This is a genomic window from Corynebacterium aurimucosum, from assembly GCF_046895345.1.
GTDB lineage: Bacteria > Actinomycetota > Actinomycetes > Mycobacteriales > Mycobacteriaceae > Corynebacterium > Corynebacterium aurimucosum_G.
Genome location: NZ_CP160096.1, coordinates 584,643 through 601,324, shown reverse-complemented (window position 1 = coordinate 601,324; position 16,682 = coordinate 584,643). Strand labels below are relative to the sequence as shown.

Below are 16,682 nucleotides of genomic sequence, written 5' to 3'. Positions count from 1 at the left end.
TTAGTCGTCGTCGAAATCGACGTTCGGTACAAGATCCACAGCCTCATCCGTCAGCGGATCGTCCGCGCCCGGCACGTCCATCGCTATATCCTCGCCCGCTTCGGCAGCGGCGGCACCAACGCCGAGTTTGACGAAGATCTTCTTTTCAATCTCATCAGCGAGATCGGGATTGTCCTTGAGGAAGTTACGGGCCTTTTCCTTGCCTTGGCCCAGCTGGTCGCCCTCATAGGTAAACCACGAGCCAGACTTCTTGATGAAGCCGTGTTCGACGCCCAAGTCAATGATGGAAGACTCGCGCGAAATGCCCTCGCCGTACATGATGTCGAACTCAGCGATCTTGAACGGCGGGGAAACCTTGTTCTTCACAACCTTGAGCTTGGTGCGGTTACCAATGGCATCCTGACCATCCTTCAGGGTCTGGATTCGGCGAATATCGCAACGCACCGAGGCGTAAAACTTCAGCGCCTTACCACCCGTCGTGGTTTCCGGCGAGCCAAACATTACGCCGATCTTTTCACGCAGCTGGTTGATGAAGATGGCGGTGGTGCCCGAGTTGTACAGAGCACCGGTCATCTTGCGCAGCGCTTGGGACATGAGGCGCGCCTGAAGGCCAACGTGGCTATCTCCCATCTCACCCTCAATCTCAGCCTTCGGTGTCAGCGCCGCGACCGAGTCAATGACAATGATGTCAATGGCACCGGAACGCACCAGCATATCGGCGATTTCCAAAGCTTGCTCACCGGTATCTGGCTGGGAAACCAACAGGTTGTCCGTATCCACGCCGAGTAGGCGCGCATACTCCGGGTCGAGAGCGTGCTCAGCATCGATAAATGCGGCGATGCCACCAGTTTTCTGCGCCGATGCAATGGCGTGCAGCGCAACGGTGGTCTTACCCGAGGATTCCGGGCCATAAATCTCCACGATACGCCCACGCGGGAAACCGCCGACGCCTAATGCGATATCGATAGCTGTGTTGCCGGAGGAAATGGCTTGGATTGGCGGGCGGTCATCATCGCCCAAACGCATGACGGCGCCCTTACCAAAATCCTTCTCAATCATCGCCATTGCGGCATCAAGGGCCTTTTGACGATCATCGCCCTTGTTCGCCGTCGAGGACTTCTTCTTCGTAGCCATTCATTTCCTCACTATCGTGCGTCAGTTGTTGTGCATTCTTGCTCGTTAATACGTGCGTGTTAATGCTTGAGTGTTAATTAAAGGTGGCACCTAGTTAGACTGCCGCCTCGTGACTTTGGTTCCCAGGCTTTGACTCAATTAGCCTTTCACCCTCACCACAAGCCACGAAAGCACCCTAACGCGCTCACCGGACCACGTCCCCACAATACACACACAAGTGTTCGATTGGCCATTCTGCCGTGACGCGTGTCCAGGGCGCCAAGTCCGTTACTGGAGCACCCACGGGCCACCCTGCTCCTGCCGAGAGAAAGTCACTTTCTCAGAAGCTGGAAGAACGGCCACCTCCTCCCCTAGTTGACCACACATGTCTAGCTCGTCAAGGTCAGCCCTACTGCTCATGAATGAGGAATACCCGGGCCTTTGCACATCCCGGTAGAGCTCAACCTGCCCCGCAGCAGGCGACACCCACTCATCGCCCTCATCACTACCGCCCTGCCAGGTACCTTCGCTCGCCGTTAGGACATCTTTTTCGGAAGCACCGGGGCAAATTAAGATCACCCGTTCATACTCGGAATCAAAGATGTCACCGATCTGCATGTCCACGCTGCCAGGATCCCCCTCCTTCACCCCGGCTGCCCTATCGATATTTTCAATGACATTCGCGGAATTCATCAACGAACATCCAGTCAGACCACCTATGACCAAGCCGGAGAGAAGCGCCATTGCACCCCCGCGCACGCTTAGGTGCATCACATCGTTAAACCGTGCTTGCCCCTGCCTATCTGCCATGCCCCGAGGGTACCCCGTTCGGGGTGATCGTGGGATCCAAAGCCCATGCTTGAACGGTGTTCAAAAGGGCTCATTTGCTGCACCGTTACCCCGCTGGATAAACTTTGGCCCATGAAAAAGAATTCCGTCGCGGCTGACATCGCGTACGTCGCGGTCTTCACCGCGCTCATCATAGTCTTTGCTTTCGTCTCCATCCCCACCCCCACCGCGGGTGTGCCCATCGTTCTCCAAAATGCCGTTATCATCCTGGCCGGCCTGGTTCTCGGCGGCCGGCGCGGCCTCTTCGTGGGCCTGCTTTTCATAGCTCTCGGCCTCGTTGGTCTTCCCATCCTGGCTGGCGGGCGCAGCGCGTTAAGTGCTATCGCCGGCCCCACGGTGGGCTACCTCGTTGGATATGTGGTCGCTCCGGCCATCACCGGTCTTATCGCCTACCGGGCGCCGCGCGGCAAGGGAGGCATGACCGCCATCCTCGCCATTGCTGGTCTTGTTGGCTTAGCTGTGCAATATTTCTGTGGAAGCCTGGGCCTAGTGTTCCGCTCTGACATGTCCTTCGGGGCTGCCATCATTGCCCAAGGCCCATTCATCATCCCCGATCTCATCAAGGTCGCCGTCATGGTCATTATCGCGGTCGGTGTTCATGCAGCATTCCCCGATCTGATGGGTCGACGCGCTCAAGCGAAGTAGCTCCCGTGCCGCAGATCGATTTCCGCAATGTTTCCGTCGCCTTCGACGAAACCCCCGTACTCAAAGACATTTCACTTTGCTTGAGCGAACAGCGCATCGGCATTATCGGTGCCAATGGTGGCGGCAAGTCCACGCTCGTTCGGCTCATCAACGGACTCGGTGACCCCACCAGCGGTCAGGTGGTGGTGGACAACCTGGACGTCGCCAAGCACGGCAAGGAAATCCGACGCCGCGTGGGTTTCGTCTTTTCTGATGCCGAGAACCAGATCGTCATGCCGCAGGTACGCGATGACGTGGAGTTCTCCCTGCGTCGTCTCAAATTGTCTCGGGAAGAACGTACCAAGCGTGTCGACGCCGCCCTCGAACGCTTCGGCCTAGGCCCCTTGGCAGAGCAGTCTCCGCACACGCTCTCAGGTGGGCAGAAACAGCTCCTTGCACTGGCCTCAGTACTGGTCATCGAACCGACCATCATCATCGCTGACGAGCCAACCACCCTGCTCGACCTGCGCAACCGCGACCGCATTCGCCGCGAGTTCGCACGTCTGGAACAACAGCTCATCGTCGTCACTCACGATCTAGACTTCCTCTCCGATTTCGATCGCGTTCTGTGCATAGACAACCACAGCGTCGTTGCCGATGGAGCACCCGAGGAGGTCATCCCCTTCTACACGAACCTTATGGAATCCCGCCCACTCTAACTCATGCCCAAGAACATCCCACTCGGCTTCTATGTCGACGCCGATACCATCATTCACCGCATCCCCGCCGCGGTGAAGTTCCTACTACTCATCGCCTTCATTCTCGTAACATCGCTGGCGGTGCACACGATCCCTTGGGCGGCGGTGAGCCTGGCTCTCCCCCTTGGCCTCTTCCCCATTGCCCGAGTTCCTTTCCGCGTTGCGTTTGGCCAACTCGCACCGCCGCTCTACCTTCTCCTCGCGCTCGCCGCGTTCCAGTGGTGGCAGAAAGACCTGACGGCGGCTGCCATCATGTTCCTCACCATCTACGCCGCCATTAGCGCGGCGGTGCTGCTAACACTCACCACAAAGGTCTCGGAGATGATGGACTCCCTGGATCGCGCCCTGGCTCCTCTGGGGCGCCTCGGGGTCCCCGTTGAGAACATCACGCTAGCGATGTCCCTGACCATTCGTTTACTTCCCCTGATGCTAGGAACGGTCGTCGAGGTGCTGGACGCACGAAAAGCCCGGGGTGCCACGGCATCACTAACCGCCTTTGGCACCCCGGTTATCATTCGCTCGATCCGTCGCGCACGCGCCATGGGCGAGGCCCTGCAAGCGCGCGGCGTCGGAGACTAAACTTTATTCACCGCGCAGCTCACGCAGGCGAGCCTGGACGGCATCATCCTGCACGTTCGGCTGAGCCTTAGCTTCAGCCGAACCGATTGCCTGCTGGGAGTTGCCCTCTACAGCCTTCGGATTGTTCATCTCGGCGCGAATCTGCTCAAGACGGGAGTGGCCAGCCAGCTGCACACCGGCCTGCTCAATCTCATGCATTCGGTTCGACACAGAGTTCTCCGCGAGCTCCGCCTGACCCAAAGCCTTGGAGTAGCGGCGCTCAATCTTATCGCGCACGGCATCTAGGGAAGGCGTGTTGCCATTCGCGGTAAGCTCGTTCATCGAGTTAAGGGAGTCGGAGACCTTCTCCTGCATCTTGGCCTGCTCGAGCTGGGACAGCAACTTCGAGCGCTCGTTAACCTTCTCACGCAAAGCCATGCCATTGCGCTCGACGGCCTTCTTAGCCTGCTCCGCCTGCTGCAGTGCCTGATCATGCAGCTTCTTGGTGTCTTCAACAGACTCCTCCGCGGTTACCAGCTGGGCGGCAAAGGCTTCCGCTGCGTTCTCATACTCGGTAGCCTTCTGCACGTCACCCTCAGCACGGGCCTTGTCCGCCAAGCTGAGAGCGTTGCGGGTGTTTTGCTGCAGCTTTTCAATCTCACTAAGACGACGGTTGAGCTGCATCTCCAGCTGACGCTGATTACCAATCACCGCAGCGGCCTGCTGGGATAGCTCCTGGTGCTGGCGCTGCGCGTCCTCGATCGCCTGCTCGATCTGCACCTTCGGATCAGCGTTCTCTTCGATCTTCGAGTCAAAGAGAGCCATCAAGTACTTCCAGGCCTTTACGAATGGATTCGCCATAACAGAAGGTGCCTTTCTCAGCAGTTCGTTGTGTGGATAAATGGGTAATCAGAGTATTCTCTGCCTGCCTAATATTAGCGAAGCAAGGAGAGCTACGCCGCAGTTCTATAACTCGGATGCAGCTGGCGCAGTGGATGCAAGTTCCTCATCCATCGACGGCAACGCCATGTAGCCGGCCGCCTCAATGAGGACATCGGAGACGCTGACATCGAGTGCATGGCAGACAGAGGCCAGCAGCTCGGAGGAAACCTCCTTGCGGCCACGCTCCAGCTCCGAAAGATATCCCGGGGAAACACGCGCCACACCGGCGAGTTCGCGGAGGGTCACGCCTTTATCCGCGCGGAAGGCGCGAAGCGTTAATCCGAGGGCCTCACGCAGCAGCGGTTCAGGAGTCCGCGTCGACCGCGCCGGGGACTGGGTGGGTTTATCGAGTAGTGCAACTGAAGTGTTCATCACCCCGTACAACGGCTCAGCAGTCGTACTTGTTCCCACAATCAACTATTTTTCTTCAAGAGTTGATAGGAGAAGGCTCAATGCCGCCTGAACCGCAGCAGCGCGGATCGCGTTACGCCCTTCAGCCGGAAGTTCATAGAGAACGCCACGCTTGACGACGCCCCCCTCGCCCCTCCCGCACAGCCCCACGTATACGGTTCCCGCGGGTTTGCCTTCCTGGAGGTCTGGCCCGGCAACACCGGTCAGCGCTATTCCCCAATCCGCACGCATGTCGACGACCGCTGCTTCAGCCATCTCCGCGGCCGTCGCGGCCGACACCACTCCCTGTGCCTCAAGAGCATCCACGGTTGTGTTGAGGAAATGTGCCTTGACCTCTGTCGCATATGTCACCAGACCGCCCCGCAACACCGCCGAGGCTCCCGGCACACTCGCCACCGTTGCAGCGGCCAAACCGGCAGTAAGGGACTCACAGAACGCCACGGTTTCGCCGCGTTCGCGGAGCGTGGATACTAATTGCACCTCAATGCTCACTGGTTCTCCCTACGGCCATCGATAAGGTACTGGATGCCGGTCACTACGGTCACGACGACAGCGGCCAACATCACGAGCAAACTCGGAATATCCATCCACCCTGGCAGCGGGCAGAGGTACAGCGCCACCGCCACAGTCTGCAACGCTGTCTTGAGCTTTCCGCCTTGGGAAGCCGGAACCACTTTTCCTTGACGCAGCAAGAGGAAGCGCCAAATCGTAATGCCGAATTCGCGAAACAGAATTAGCACGGTGATCCACACCGGCAAAGCCCCGGTGATATTGAGGCACACGAGGGCCGCGGTCATCAGGGCTTTATCCGCGATCGGGTCCGCAATCTTGCCAAAGTTAGTGATGAGTCCCCGCGCGCGTGCAATATCCCCATCTAATTTATCCGTAAGCATCAAGAGCGCGAAGCAGAGGAAGGCCCACCACTCATGGCCGGCGAGCACCAGCCAGGCAAACAAGGGGATAAAGAGGATGCGCAAACTGGTCAGGATGTTGGGCAGGTTCCAATTGGAGACCTCGGGGTTTACATCCGTGGTTCGAGATTGGTTGCGCGCAGCCTGAGAATCATTCACGCTCTTCATCCTACCGTGGCCTCCCTGCCGCTCGAGCGAGCACTACCATGGTCGTTATGAAGTACTTCGCAGTCTCCTATGAATACAATCCATCTAACCCGGTCATTGCTGAGGTGCGCCCACAGCACCGCGAGTTCATCGGCGCGCTCCACGACAAGGGCCAGATCTGTGGCTCTGGCCCCTACACCGATTCCAAGGGTGGGGCGCTCATCGTCCTGCAATTTGAGGATGAGTCCGTAAAGGTGGCCGATGTCATCGCTCTCATGGACCAGGATCCCTTCTACACCGAAGGCGCTGTCACTGGGCGCGCCTTCCGCGAGTGGAATCCCGTTATTAATTCCTTCTAAACTCCGCTGCCCGAGTTTAGGGCAGCTCGGACTTGGGAAGCTCGTCCGCCTTGCCGACGAGCTCACCCTCCTTGTTGCGAACGATCTTGTTGCCATAATCGTCCCAGTCGTAGTGGTTGTGGGAAATCACCACACCACCCTGGGCTTGGTCGCGTTTGTCCTTCCACACCGACAGCAACACCGTAACCAGGAGGACGCCAACGATGACCAGCAGCGACACCATGGTCGTAATTTCCGGTACCGCACTGACATTCTCGCCGCCGTTGATGAAGGGCACGTTGTTCTCATGCAAAGCGTGGAAGAGCAGCTTGACACCGATGAACAGCAAGATGATACCCAGGCCATAAGGCAGGTAAACCAAGCGATCCAACAGACCATCGATGAGGAAGAACATCTGGCGCAGACCCATGAGAGCGAAGGCGTTGGTGGTAAAGACCAGGAAAGGCTCCGAGGTAATGCCGTAGATAGCTGGGATGGAGTCGAAGGCAAACATGACGTCGATAAGCCCGATGGCCGCCAGCGCAATAAAAAGCGGGGTCAGGGCAAACTTGCCCTTCTTTTCACCTGACTCTTCACGGTGAGTGAGCTTGTCGCCGTGGTAGCGCGGGGTTACGTGGACCACCTTGCGCAGCCACTTGACCACCAGCATGTCATTGGGATCGGTCTCAGGCGTGCCATTAATCTCATCAATGAGCAGCTTCACTGCGGTGTAAATAAGGAAGATGGCAAACAGGTAGAAGACATCAGACCATGCCGCAATAATGGCCGCGCCCATCAAGATGAAGACAAGGCGGAAAACCAGCGCTAGGACGATACCGATGAGCAGGACCTTCTGCTGATACCTGCGGGGAATCTTGAAGGAGCCCATGACGAGCGAGAACACGAACAGGTTATCCACGCTCAACGCCTGTTCCGTCACCCAACCGGTGTAGAACTGTGCCGCATGTTCACTGTCCCACAGCACCCATACAACTCCGCCAAAGACAACGGCGACGGCCATGTAGAACAGTGTCCACCCACCAGATTCCTTGATGCTGGGCTCGTGGGGCGAGCGGACGTGGCTATAGAAATCGAAAACAAAAAAGCCCAAGATCACCGCCATGGTGATGGCCCAGACCCACAGTGGCACATGCATAATGAGATATCCCTCCGGTCGACACGACAATAAAGACCGGAGGTCTCCCCCGCTAGCAAGCCGATTTTAAAGCCTCGCTAGCCGGCGCGACCGGGAACTGTACCGCAGTTGCCGTGTTGACGATCGACGCCGTGGATTGGGGTACTCCCCTCCAAGACTCGTCCTATCCTACACGGAACTTAGAACGCACCTGTGGAGGGGTTAGCGGAGATTTCTACGGTGCGGGTATCGGCTTCAGCGTCGTCCGTCCCTCCGGTACCTTCAGCGTCTTGGACCTCCTTCGGGGCCTCTGCTGGGTCAGCGCCCTTGATCATCCAGATGATGGTGTCGAGCTCCTCCGGCTTGACCAATACCTCACGCGCCTTGGAGCCTTCGGAAGGCCCAACCACACCGCGCGACTCCATGAGGTCCATGAGTCGACCGGCCTTGGCAAAGCCGATGCGCAGCTTGCGCTGGAGCATCGACGTGGAGCCCAGCTGGGAGGTGACCACAAGGTCGACGGCCTCCAAGAGGTCGTCCATATCCTTGCCGATCTCTTCGTCGATCTCCTTCTTCGCCTCCGAGGCCTTATCGTCCGTCACACCTTCCGTGTAGTTCGGCGAGCCCTGTGCCTTCGCGGCATCGACAACCGCCTGCACCTCCTCGTCGGAGACGAACGCACCCTGCATACGCACTGGGCGGCCGCCCTGCGGGATGAAGAGGCCATCGCCCATACCAATGAGTTTCTCGGCTCCACCCTGATCCAGGATGACTCGAGAGTCCGTAAGCGAGGACGTCGCAAAAGCCAGACGAGAAGGAACGTTGGTCTTAATAAGACCGGTCACCACGTCCACGGACGGGCGCTGCGTTGCGAGCACAAGGTGAATGCCGGCTGCGCGCGCCTTCTGGGTGATGCGGACGATGGAATCCTCGATTTCCTTCGGGGCTGTCATCATGAGGTCTGCGAGCTCGTCCACGACACACACGATGTACGGGTACGGGCGCATTTCACGCTGGGAGCCGGCAGGAGCCTGGTATTCGCCACTGCGGACCTTCCGGTTGAAGTCCTCAATCTTGCGCACTCGGGCAGCCTGCATATCCATGTAGCGCTGCTCCATCTCCTCCACCAGCCACTGCAGGGCCGCCGCAGCCTTCTTCGGCTGCGTGATGATGGGAGTGATGAGGTGCGGGATACCTTCGTACGGCGTGAGCTCCACCATCTTCGGGTCGACGAGGATGAGGCGGACGTCTTCCGGCGTCGCGCGGGTCAACAGCGAGACCAGCATGGAGTTCACGAACGCCGATTTACCCGAACCGGTTGCGCCGGCCACGAGCAGGTGCGGCATCTTCTTCACGGAGAAGGAGGTGTACTCGCCTTCGATATCCTTGCCCAAGCCAATCAGCATGGGGTCATGGTCGGCGCGCAGTGCCGGGGAATCCAAGACATCGCGCAGACGCACCATCTCTCGGTCCGCATTGGGCACCTCAATGCCAACTGCGGACTTGCCCGGAATCGGGGTGAGCAGGCGCAGGTTATCCGTCGCGACGGCGTAGGCCAGGTTGGACTGCAGGTTTGTAATCTTCGAGACCTTGACGCCAGGGCCCAGCTCGATCTCATAGCGCGTGACTGTCGGACCACGACTAAAACCGGTTACCTGGGCATCGACCTTGAATTCTTCAAAGACCTCGGTGATGGCCTCGATGATGCGATCGTTAGCCTCCGTGCGTGCCTTCGCAGGTTTGCCGGCGGTGAGCAGGTCCGTCGTCGGCACATCGTAGCCGCCGCCCAGGGCAGTGTCTTCCGCACCACTCGGAGCTGCGGGTGTTTCTTCGGCTACGCTCTGGGCTTCATCCTCAATCTTGGCACCCGTTCGCGCATCACGTCCGGATCGTTCCTGGAACATACGCACTGCCTCGGAATGAGCGGCGGAGACCACGTCCTCTCCCGCTGAGCCAGCCGACGCTGCGCTTGCCGACGCCTCGGCAGCCGCCGCTCCCAGTGCTGCACCGGCGGCACCACCGACGTCCACGCGGGGACGCTTTTTCGGTGCTGGTTTGGATACTGGCTGCGGTGCCGCCGTCTGCTCCGACTGCGGAGCAGGTTCCGGTTCCGACACGACAGGGATCTCATCTGTGTCATCGACTCGGCTATCAAAGCTTGGGCGGCCGTGCTGTACCGGCTCCTGGGATACTGGCTGTGCCGCGGAGTCAAAGGAAACCGTGGCATTCTCATCCGGCATCTGCCTCGGGGGCTGCTTCGGTGTCAGCTTCGGGCGCGGGCGCGGAGTATACGCCGGGCGTGCGGGACGCTCGCGCCCTTCGGCGATGGCGTCGATGTCCTCGCTGGCGTAGCCGTAATCGTCCGCGGGGGCGTCGTCAAGCAGCTCCTCATCTGAGCGGTTCTTCCGATCGCGGAGTCCGCCGAGGAGCGCGGAAAACTGGGCGGCCACGAAGTCATATGCCTCGCGCAGGGTGATGCCAGTGATATTGAGCGCTCCGTACACGATGAGCAGGAAAAGCAGTGGCACCGCCACATAGCTGGAGAAGGCCGCTACCAATAGCTCGCCTACTAGATACCCGATGCCACCACCGGCCTCTCCGGCGGCATTGTCCTTCCAGGTCAGCTTCGGGAGCCCAGCGAAAATATGGATGAGGCTGAGCATGCACACCACGATGAGGGCGGTGCCACCCACGACGCGCGGCTTGAAATGGCCCGCAGGACCGGACAGGTCCATCATGAGCGCGATGGCAACCGCAATCAATGCCACGGGAAGGACATAGGCGCCAGCACCAATGACGTAGCGAACAGCATTGGTGAGGTATTCACCGATAATGCCGGCGACTTGGAACCACGTTGCACAGGCAAGGATGATGGCCACACCAATCAGCACGAGCGCAACCGCATCTGGATTAGAGACACGAATGCTCTTCTCCATGCGAGTAGGGCGCTCCATAACGGTCGTCGGCATATCACCGTCGACGTCATGGGCCCGGGTCACCTTGCTCTTCGACGAAGCAGCGCCCTCTGCCCTCTTGCTAGTTTTTTTATTCTTCGCGCGTCCAGAAATTTCCCCTGGCTCCCTCAACTCGTCGTAATCATCAATTGCCCCCTCATCATGGGGCGCATCATAAGCAGAATCGTAGAGATCCTCGTCCCGGCTTCCCGCTTCAGCTGGCTTAAGCCCAGCGAGGCCATGCCCGACTCCCCGCGCCATGCTTCCCATGCCCTTGGCGGTGGCGCCAAAAACGCTGCCGAGTCCGCGGCCAACGGCACGAAAGGCGCTGCCGGTCCTCTCCTCGGAGGTCTCGGCAGCGCGGGTTGCAGACGTCAGCGAGTAGCTTGTGCGGCCCGACGGCCGCGCCCGATTTACGGTGCGACCTCGACCGGAGGCGCGAGACGGAGCGTTCTTGACAGACATGCCTGCCACTCTAGTAGCAAACGCACCATTAACCACATGCGCCACACGCGCATGCTAAAGAATTTTCGCAGTTCAGCCTACAGGCTTGACCTAACGATGGCGGAGGTATCGCCCTCGATCTCAACCCGCGCGGCCTCGCGGCCGAAAGCCCACAAAAGCAATTCGGCCACGGTGCCACGCACCCGCACCACTGCATCGCCTTGCTCCGAAACGCGCCGCTTATCCGCGGCCACGATCGGTGGAAAGCCCTGTGGTTCCAGCACGACAGGACGGCGAGAACGTGATAACAGCCGTGTGCCTAGTAGTTTCAACGGCGCAAGAAGCTCGGCGTGTGCGGCTCGTGACAAATCCCGCGGTTCAGTGTGACCATTGGCGCGGCGAAGATCCTCATGATGCACAAAGTGCTCCGCAGCATTGAACACCGAGTCCGCATAGCGCAAAGGATTCAGTCTGCCCGCTCCCCTACCCCAGGAATCAACAAGCTCCTCATATGCCTTCTGCGCACGAATCTTCCTAGCGATGTCATCAGCATGAGAAGACAGTGCCGGGATAAAAGCCCCGATCGCAGCATCAGGGCGGTTCTCACGAACCCACAAATGCGTTATGAGGTCATGGGCCGACCAGCCCACGCACAACGTCGGTGCGTCGGGACCAAGTTCATGAAATAACGCCACCATTTTGGCGCGCTCGCTTGAGGAAAACGACATGCGCCCCAGCATACCCACCAAAGACGGGAACGCTGGGGCGCTGTTGGCCTAAAGCCTAGAGCGATTCACGGGAAGCGTGAACTTCGTCGTCGTCAGGCAGCAAGATATCCGAGTTCGTCGGCACAATGGTCGGCAGAATCACCGGCTCGCGCTTGTACTTGGAATCCATGAGCTTCGACACCTTGCGGCGCAGCTTCTGCACCATGCGGTAGGTATCGTTCTCACCCTCCGCTGCGAGGTCATTCATGGTGTTCTCCACCATCTCAGCCACCTCGGGCACGATTCCGCGGTCATCGTCGGAGAAGCCCGTTGTGGACACCGTCGGGTGCTCGAGCAGGCGCGAGGTGCGGTTATCAATGACGCAGGTGATGGAAACAACGCCGCCAGCACCCAGGTTGGTGCGGTCCGCCAGGGTATCTGCGTCGACATCACCCATCGACACACCATCGACGTAGAGGTTGCCCACAGGGATCTGGCCGACAACTTCAGCGCGGCCGTTGCGCAGATCGACGACAACACCGTTCTGAGCCAAGACCACGCGGTCGCGGGCCACACCGGTGGAAATAGCCAGCTCCTTGTTCGCGCGGAGGTGGCGCCACTCACCGTGCACCGGCATCGCGTTCTTCGGGCGGGCAGCGTTGTAAAGGAAGAGCAGCTCGCCCCCGTAGCCGTGGCCGGAGGCGTGAACCTTAGCTTCCTTGTTGGTGATGACTTCAGCACCAATCTGAGAAAGCATGTTGATAACGCCAAACACGGCTTCCTCGTTACCCGGAATCAGGGAGGAGGAGAAGATGATGAGGTCACCATCGCGAACCGTGATCTGGCGGTGCTCGCGGCGTGCCATGCGGGACAGCGCCGCCATCGGCTCACCCTGGGTACCGGTGGTAATGAGCAGCACCTTGTGCGGAGCCATCTTGGCCGCCTCATCGATCGGGATAATGGTGCCGCGCGGGACCTTCAGGAAGCCCATCTTCTCCGCAATTTCCATGTTGCGCATCATGGAGCGACCGTTGAAGGCAACCTTGCGGCCGGCGGCCACGGCGGCGTCGATAGCCGCCTGCACGCGGTAAACGTTGGAGGCGAAGGAGGCGATGATCACGCGCTGCTTGGCCCCAGACACCAGGCGTTTAAACGTTGCCGGAATGTCGCCCTCAGAGGCAGACACACCCGGTATGTTGGCGTTGGTGGAGTCACACAGCATGAGGTCCACGCCCTCATCGCCGTAACGCGACAGGGCCGGCAGATCCGTCGGACGATTATCCAGTGGGGTCTGGTCCAGCTTGATATCACCGGTGTGGATGATGTTGCCGGCCGGGGTACCCAGCATGACGCCAAGCGCATCCGGGACGGAGTGGTTCACTGCCCAGAAACGGCAGCGGAACGGACCGTAGTTCACATCGGACTTCTCGTTGACCTCTACGAACTTCGGCTTCTGGCGGTGCTCCTTACACTTGGCCGCGATCAGCGCAATGGTGAAGCGCGAAGCCACGATCGGGATATCCGGGCGCAGCTTCAGCAGCCACGGAATCGCACCGATGTGGTCCTCGTGTGCGTGGGTGACGACGAGCGCCTTGACCTTGTGAATCTTCTTCTCAATCGGGCCAAAGTCCGGGAGAATCAGGTCCACGCCCGGCTCACCGGAGGACGGGAAGAGCACACCACAGTCGATGATGAGCATTTCGTCCTGGTACTCGAAGACGGTCATGTTTCGACCGATCTCAGAAATACCGCCCAGAGCATAAATACGCAGCGAATCCTTCTGCTGCTTCGGCGGCTCTGGCAGACGCTTAGTCAAGTCCGCGCCCTGCATGGACTTGGGCACATTGCGGCGACCGCGGTTGTTGTTGCGGTTACGGTTGTTACGACCACCGTTGTTGCTATTGCCGTTGTTGTGGTTGTTGTTGCCGCCGCGGCCGCGACCACGGCCGCCACGGGAACCACGAGAACGGGAACGACGGTTGCCGTCGTCAGAGTTTCCAGACTCCTTAGAGGTGGCGCCGGAAGCAGCCGATTCGTTCGGCGCTTGGAAAACCGGCGAAGCCGCCTCATTCGAGGCGGTCTCAGTCTCCGAAGGCGGACCCGCCTTACGGGTTACCTTGCGGGAGCGATTACGGGATTCAGTCATTCTTAAAGGACTCCAGCCTTTTCCAAATCGTGGCGGAGAGCCTCGATCTCCTCCGCGTCAGCCGCGGTAACTGGGAGACGAGGTTCTCCAACTTCAATACCCTGCAGGCGCAGGGCAGCTTTAACAAGAGTTACTCCTCCGAGGCGACCTTGTGCCTCGACGAGCGGGGACAAAGTTTTCGCGTTAATCTCTCGTGCACGTGCAATATCGCCTTCATCGAAGGCTACGTAGAGATCAGCCAGGGCCCGCGGAGCAATATGGCCAATCACGGAAATAACGCCCGAAGCACCGAGGGCCAGCCACGGCAAGTTCAGTCCGTCATCTCCGGAGTACCATGCCAAACCGGTTTCCTGGATAAGCGGTGCGGCTGCTACAAGGTCGCCCTTGGCGTCCTTAACAGCCTTGATGTTCGGCACCTCCGCGAGGCGAAGAAGGGTCTCCGTCTCAATCGGAATGCCCGAGCGGCCAGGAATGTCGTACAGACAAATTGGGAGGTCCACGGCGTCAGCCACAGCGCTAAAGTGCGCGTACACACCAGCCTGGGAAGGCTTGGAGTAATACGGGGTCACGACCAGAAGGCTGTCTGCTCCCGCATCAGCGAAAGCGCGCGCTGCCTCAATACTGGTGGCGGTGTTATTAGTTCCCGCACCAGCGCACAACTTAGCGCGGCCGCCTACCTCTTCCTTTACAGCTGCGAACAGCTCCAGTTTCTCATCCAACGACGTCGTCGGTGATTCGCCCGTGGTCCCAGACAAAATGAGCGAATCTACGCCGTTATCAACCAAATGAGCTGCTAGGCGACGACCAGCGGACACGTCCAAGCCGCCGTCCTGGTCAAATGGAGTGACCATAGCTACGCCTACGCGTCCGAAGGTGTCGACGCCTGCCTGTGCTGTCATACCTGTGCTCATAGGCGTCAAGATTACCTGCTTTCGCCCCCATTGGCCGCATCGGGGTCGTGCGCGAGTCTCCTACTGAGTGCTTTAAGCGTAGGGACTCGAGGCCATTTCGGTACCGTCAGCCAGGGTGGTGATATGGAAGTCGTCGAAAAGCACCGGCGATTGCTCCCGCAAGAGCTTTAAACACGTGACGGCGAGCTGGCGCATCTCTGTATCGGCCTGTTCAGTCGCCCGCGCGCCAATAAAGTGGCGCCACGCACGATAGTTTCCCGTCACGACGATGCGGGATTCCGTGAGATTGGGTAATACCGCACGCGCTGCTTGTCGAGCCTGTTTCTTGCGCAGCAATGCATTTGGCTCCTCTTCCAGCTTGGACTCGAGAGCGTCAAGGAGCTCCTCGTAGACAAACCTCGCTTCGTCGGCCGCCTGCAAGGTCAACCGCGTTAGCTGTTCATCCTCCGCAATGAATTTGGGCAGAACTACCTCTGCTTCCTCGGAATGCACAAAGCGCTGCGAGAGCTGCGAGAAGGAGAAATGACGGTGGCGAACCAGCTCATGCGACGCCGACCGCGACAGTCCCCGTATATAGAGCGTCGCCGTGGCATGCTCCAGCAATGCGTCGTGGCCTACCTCCAGAATGTGGTGCAGATAGGCCTGATTTGAGGCGGTACGAGGGTTCGGCTTGTCGAAGGACTCATAACAGGCGCGCCCGGCAAATTCGACTAGAGCCTCGCTTTCCGACGCCCCCTCATCAACCTCCCAGTCCACTCCTCGCGGCGCATGGAATGCGGTTGCCGCAATGAGCTGGACATCAAGCTCAGAGACTTTTGCCATTACAGCCCCAAGTACTTCTCAAGTCCCACGGTCAAGCCTGGGTAGGATGCAATTTCTCGTACACCCAGCAAAACACCGGGGGTAAAGGAAGAGCGGTCATAGGAATCCTGACGGATGGTCAAGGACTGGCCTTGAGTGCCGAAGATAACTTCTTCATGAGCCACCATTCCCTGCATACGGACTGCGTGGACGTGAACACCATCGACGTCTGCGCCGCGCGCTCCATCGAGAGACTGCTCGGTCTTGTCCGGCATAGCGTCCAAGCCTGCCTCCTGGCGAGCCTTTGCAATGCCCTGCGCAGTGTGAACCGCGGTACCGGACGGCGCATCGAGCTTGTTCGGGTGGTGGTATTCAACTACCTCGGCACTGTCAAAGAACTTCGCCGCCTGCGCGGCAAACACCATGGTCAGTACAGCTGAAATAGCGAAGTTCGGGGCGATGAGAACGTTGCCGGCGCCCTCTTTCTTAGTCCACTCCTCCACCTTGGCTAGGCGTTCTGAATCGAATCCCGTGGTCCCCACAACAGCGTGGATGCCATGTGCGATGCAAAACTCTAGATTATCCATGACCGATGCCGGCTGGGTGAAGTCGACGGCGACCTCGGCACCAGATTCAACCAGCTTCTCCAACGGGGTCTCGCGGTCGATGGAAGCAACTAGCTCCAAATCCTCTGCCGCATTAACGCCTTCCACGATTGCTTGGCCCACGCGCCCTTTAGCCCCCAAGACGCCTACCTTGATAGTCATTGACAATCCCTTCATACGTGTTCGTGCGGTTAACTGTGCCCAGTCTATCCCTGACACCGGCGAGGTTTCAGACAGGGCTCAAAAGGCTGCCTTTAATACGCATCTTCTTCCTTTCGTTGCGGACACAGGCGACACCACTCAAATCATTCGGCATCGAATGTCCTGG

Annotated in this window: 17 protein-coding genes; 4 read left to right on the top strand and 13 right to left on the bottom strand. The window is 59.1% G+C overall.

The window, feature by feature from the left end:
• A complete protein-coding gene (recA, locus tag ABZS45_RS02960) occupies positions 1–1,134 on the bottom strand; it encodes a recombinase RecA (RefSeq protein WP_412100578.1) in 1,134 nt (377 codons plus the stop codon).
• Positions 1,135–1,401: 267 nt separating this feature from the next.
• Positions 1,402–1,923 (bottom strand): hypothetical protein, encoded by a 522-nt coding sequence (locus tag ABZS45_RS02955; RefSeq protein WP_412100577.1) that lies wholly within the window; start codon positions 1,921–1,923, stop codon positions 1,402–1,404.
• A gap of 111 nt (positions 1,924–2,034) precedes the next feature.
• On the opposite strand from ABZS45_RS02955, the gene ABZS45_RS02950 reads away from it, so the two are divergent.
• The 3 genes from ABZS45_RS02950 to ABZS45_RS02940 are packed head-to-tail and all read left to right on the top strand — an operon-like array spanning position 2,035 to position 3,923.
• Positions 2,035–2,607 (top strand): biotin transporter BioY, encoded by a 573-nt coding sequence (locus tag ABZS45_RS02950; protein WP_070711323.1) that lies wholly within the window; start codon positions 2,035–2,037, stop codon positions 2,605–2,607.
• Positions 2,608–2,612: 5 nt separating this feature from the next.
• On the top strand, positions 2,613–3,305 hold the full coding sequence (locus ABZS45_RS02945) for an energy-coupling factor ABC transporter ATP-binding protein (protein WP_070446726.1): 693 nt from the start codon (positions 2,613–2,615) through the stop codon (positions 3,303–3,305).
• 3 nt (positions 3,306–3,308) lie between these two features.
• Entirely contained in the window at positions 3,309–3,923 is a 615-nt protein-coding gene (locus ABZS45_RS02940; protein ID WP_070446725.1) for an energy-coupling factor transporter transmembrane component T family protein, read from the top strand.
• Between the two features lie 3 nt (positions 3,924–3,926).
• Here ABZS45_RS02940 and ABZS45_RS02935 read toward each other — a convergent pair whose 3' ends face one another.
• The 4 genes from ABZS45_RS02935 to pgsA all read right to left on the bottom strand — a co-directional run bounded on the left by ABZS45_RS02935 (position 3,927) and on the right by pgsA (position 6,334).
• The gene (locus ABZS45_RS02935) at positions 3,927–4,763 is read right to left on the bottom strand and encodes a PspA/IM30 family protein (protein ID WP_070446724.1); all 837 of its coding nucleotides are present in this window, start codon (positions 4,761–4,763) and stop codon (positions 3,927–3,929) included.
• 105 nt (positions 4,764–4,868) lie between these two features.
• Entirely contained in the window at positions 4,869–5,216 is a 348-nt protein-coding gene (locus tag ABZS45_RS02930) for a helix-turn-helix domain-containing protein (RefSeq protein WP_049157573.1), read from the bottom strand.
• A 45-nt stretch (positions 5,217–5,261) separates the two neighbouring features.
• Positions 5,262–5,747 (bottom strand): nicotinamide-nucleotide amidohydrolase family protein, encoded by a 486-nt coding sequence (locus tag ABZS45_RS02925; protein ID WP_412100576.1) that lies wholly within the window; start codon positions 5,745–5,747, stop codon positions 5,262–5,264.
• Positions 5,744–6,334, bottom strand: a complete 591-nt coding sequence (gene pgsA, locus ABZS45_RS02920; protein ID WP_412100575.1) for a CDP-diacylglycerol--glycerol-3-phosphate 3-phosphatidyltransferase — start codon at positions 6,332–6,334, stop codon at positions 5,744–5,746. The genes ABZS45_RS02925 and pgsA overlap by 4 nt, the downstream gene beginning before the upstream one ends.
• Before the next feature lie 47 nt (positions 6,335–6,381).
• Between pgsA and ABZS45_RS02915 the strand changes: the two genes are divergently transcribed.
• Positions 6,382–6,672, top strand: a complete 291-nt coding sequence (locus tag ABZS45_RS02915) for a YciI family protein (RefSeq protein ID WP_049157577.1) — start codon at positions 6,382–6,384, stop codon at positions 6,670–6,672.
• A 16-nt stretch (positions 6,673–6,688) separates the two neighbouring features.
• On the opposite strand, the gene ABZS45_RS02910 is transcribed toward ABZS45_RS02915, so the two are convergent.
• From ABZS45_RS02910 to dapB, 7 genes are all read right to left on the bottom strand, one after another.
• On the bottom strand, positions 6,689–7,807 hold the full coding sequence (locus tag ABZS45_RS02910) for a TerC/Alx family metal homeostasis membrane protein (RefSeq protein ID WP_412100574.1): 1,119 nt from the start codon (positions 7,805–7,807) through the stop codon (positions 6,689–6,691).
• Between the two features lie 179 nt (positions 7,808–7,986).
• Positions 7,987–11,205, bottom strand: coding sequence for a DNA translocase FtsK 4TM domain-containing protein (locus ABZS45_RS02905; protein ID WP_412100573.1), 3,219 nt, complete (start codon positions 11,203–11,205; stop codon positions 7,987–7,989).
• A 77-nt stretch (positions 11,206–11,282) separates the two neighbouring features.
• Positions 11,283–11,924 (bottom strand): TIGR03085 family metal-binding protein, encoded by a 642-nt coding sequence (locus ABZS45_RS02900; RefSeq protein ID WP_395419907.1) that lies wholly within the window; start codon positions 11,922–11,924, stop codon positions 11,283–11,285.
• A 43-nt stretch (positions 11,925–11,967) separates the two neighbouring features.
• Positions 11,968–14,037, bottom strand: a complete 2,070-nt coding sequence (locus tag ABZS45_RS02895) for a ribonuclease J (RefSeq protein WP_070446719.1) — start codon at positions 14,035–14,037, stop codon at positions 11,968–11,970.
• 2 nt (positions 14,038–14,039) lie between these two features.
• The gene (dapA, locus tag ABZS45_RS02890; protein WP_412100572.1) at positions 14,040–14,948 is read right to left on the bottom strand and encodes a 4-hydroxy-tetrahydrodipicolinate synthase; all 909 of its coding nucleotides are present in this window, start codon (positions 14,946–14,948) and stop codon (positions 14,040–14,042) included.
• Between the two features lie 72 nt (positions 14,949–15,020).
• Positions 15,021–15,770 (bottom strand): FAD-dependent thymidylate synthase, encoded by a 750-nt coding sequence (gene thyX, locus ABZS45_RS02885; RefSeq protein ID WP_070513046.1) that lies wholly within the window; start codon positions 15,768–15,770, stop codon positions 15,021–15,023.
• Positions 15,770–16,516, bottom strand: a complete 747-nt coding sequence (dapB, locus tag ABZS45_RS02880) for a 4-hydroxy-tetrahydrodipicolinate reductase (protein ID WP_412100571.1) — start codon at positions 16,514–16,516, stop codon at positions 15,770–15,772. Before dapB ends, thyX begins: the two co-directional genes overlap by 1 nt.
• Between the last annotated feature and the right edge of the window lie 166 nt (positions 16,517–16,682).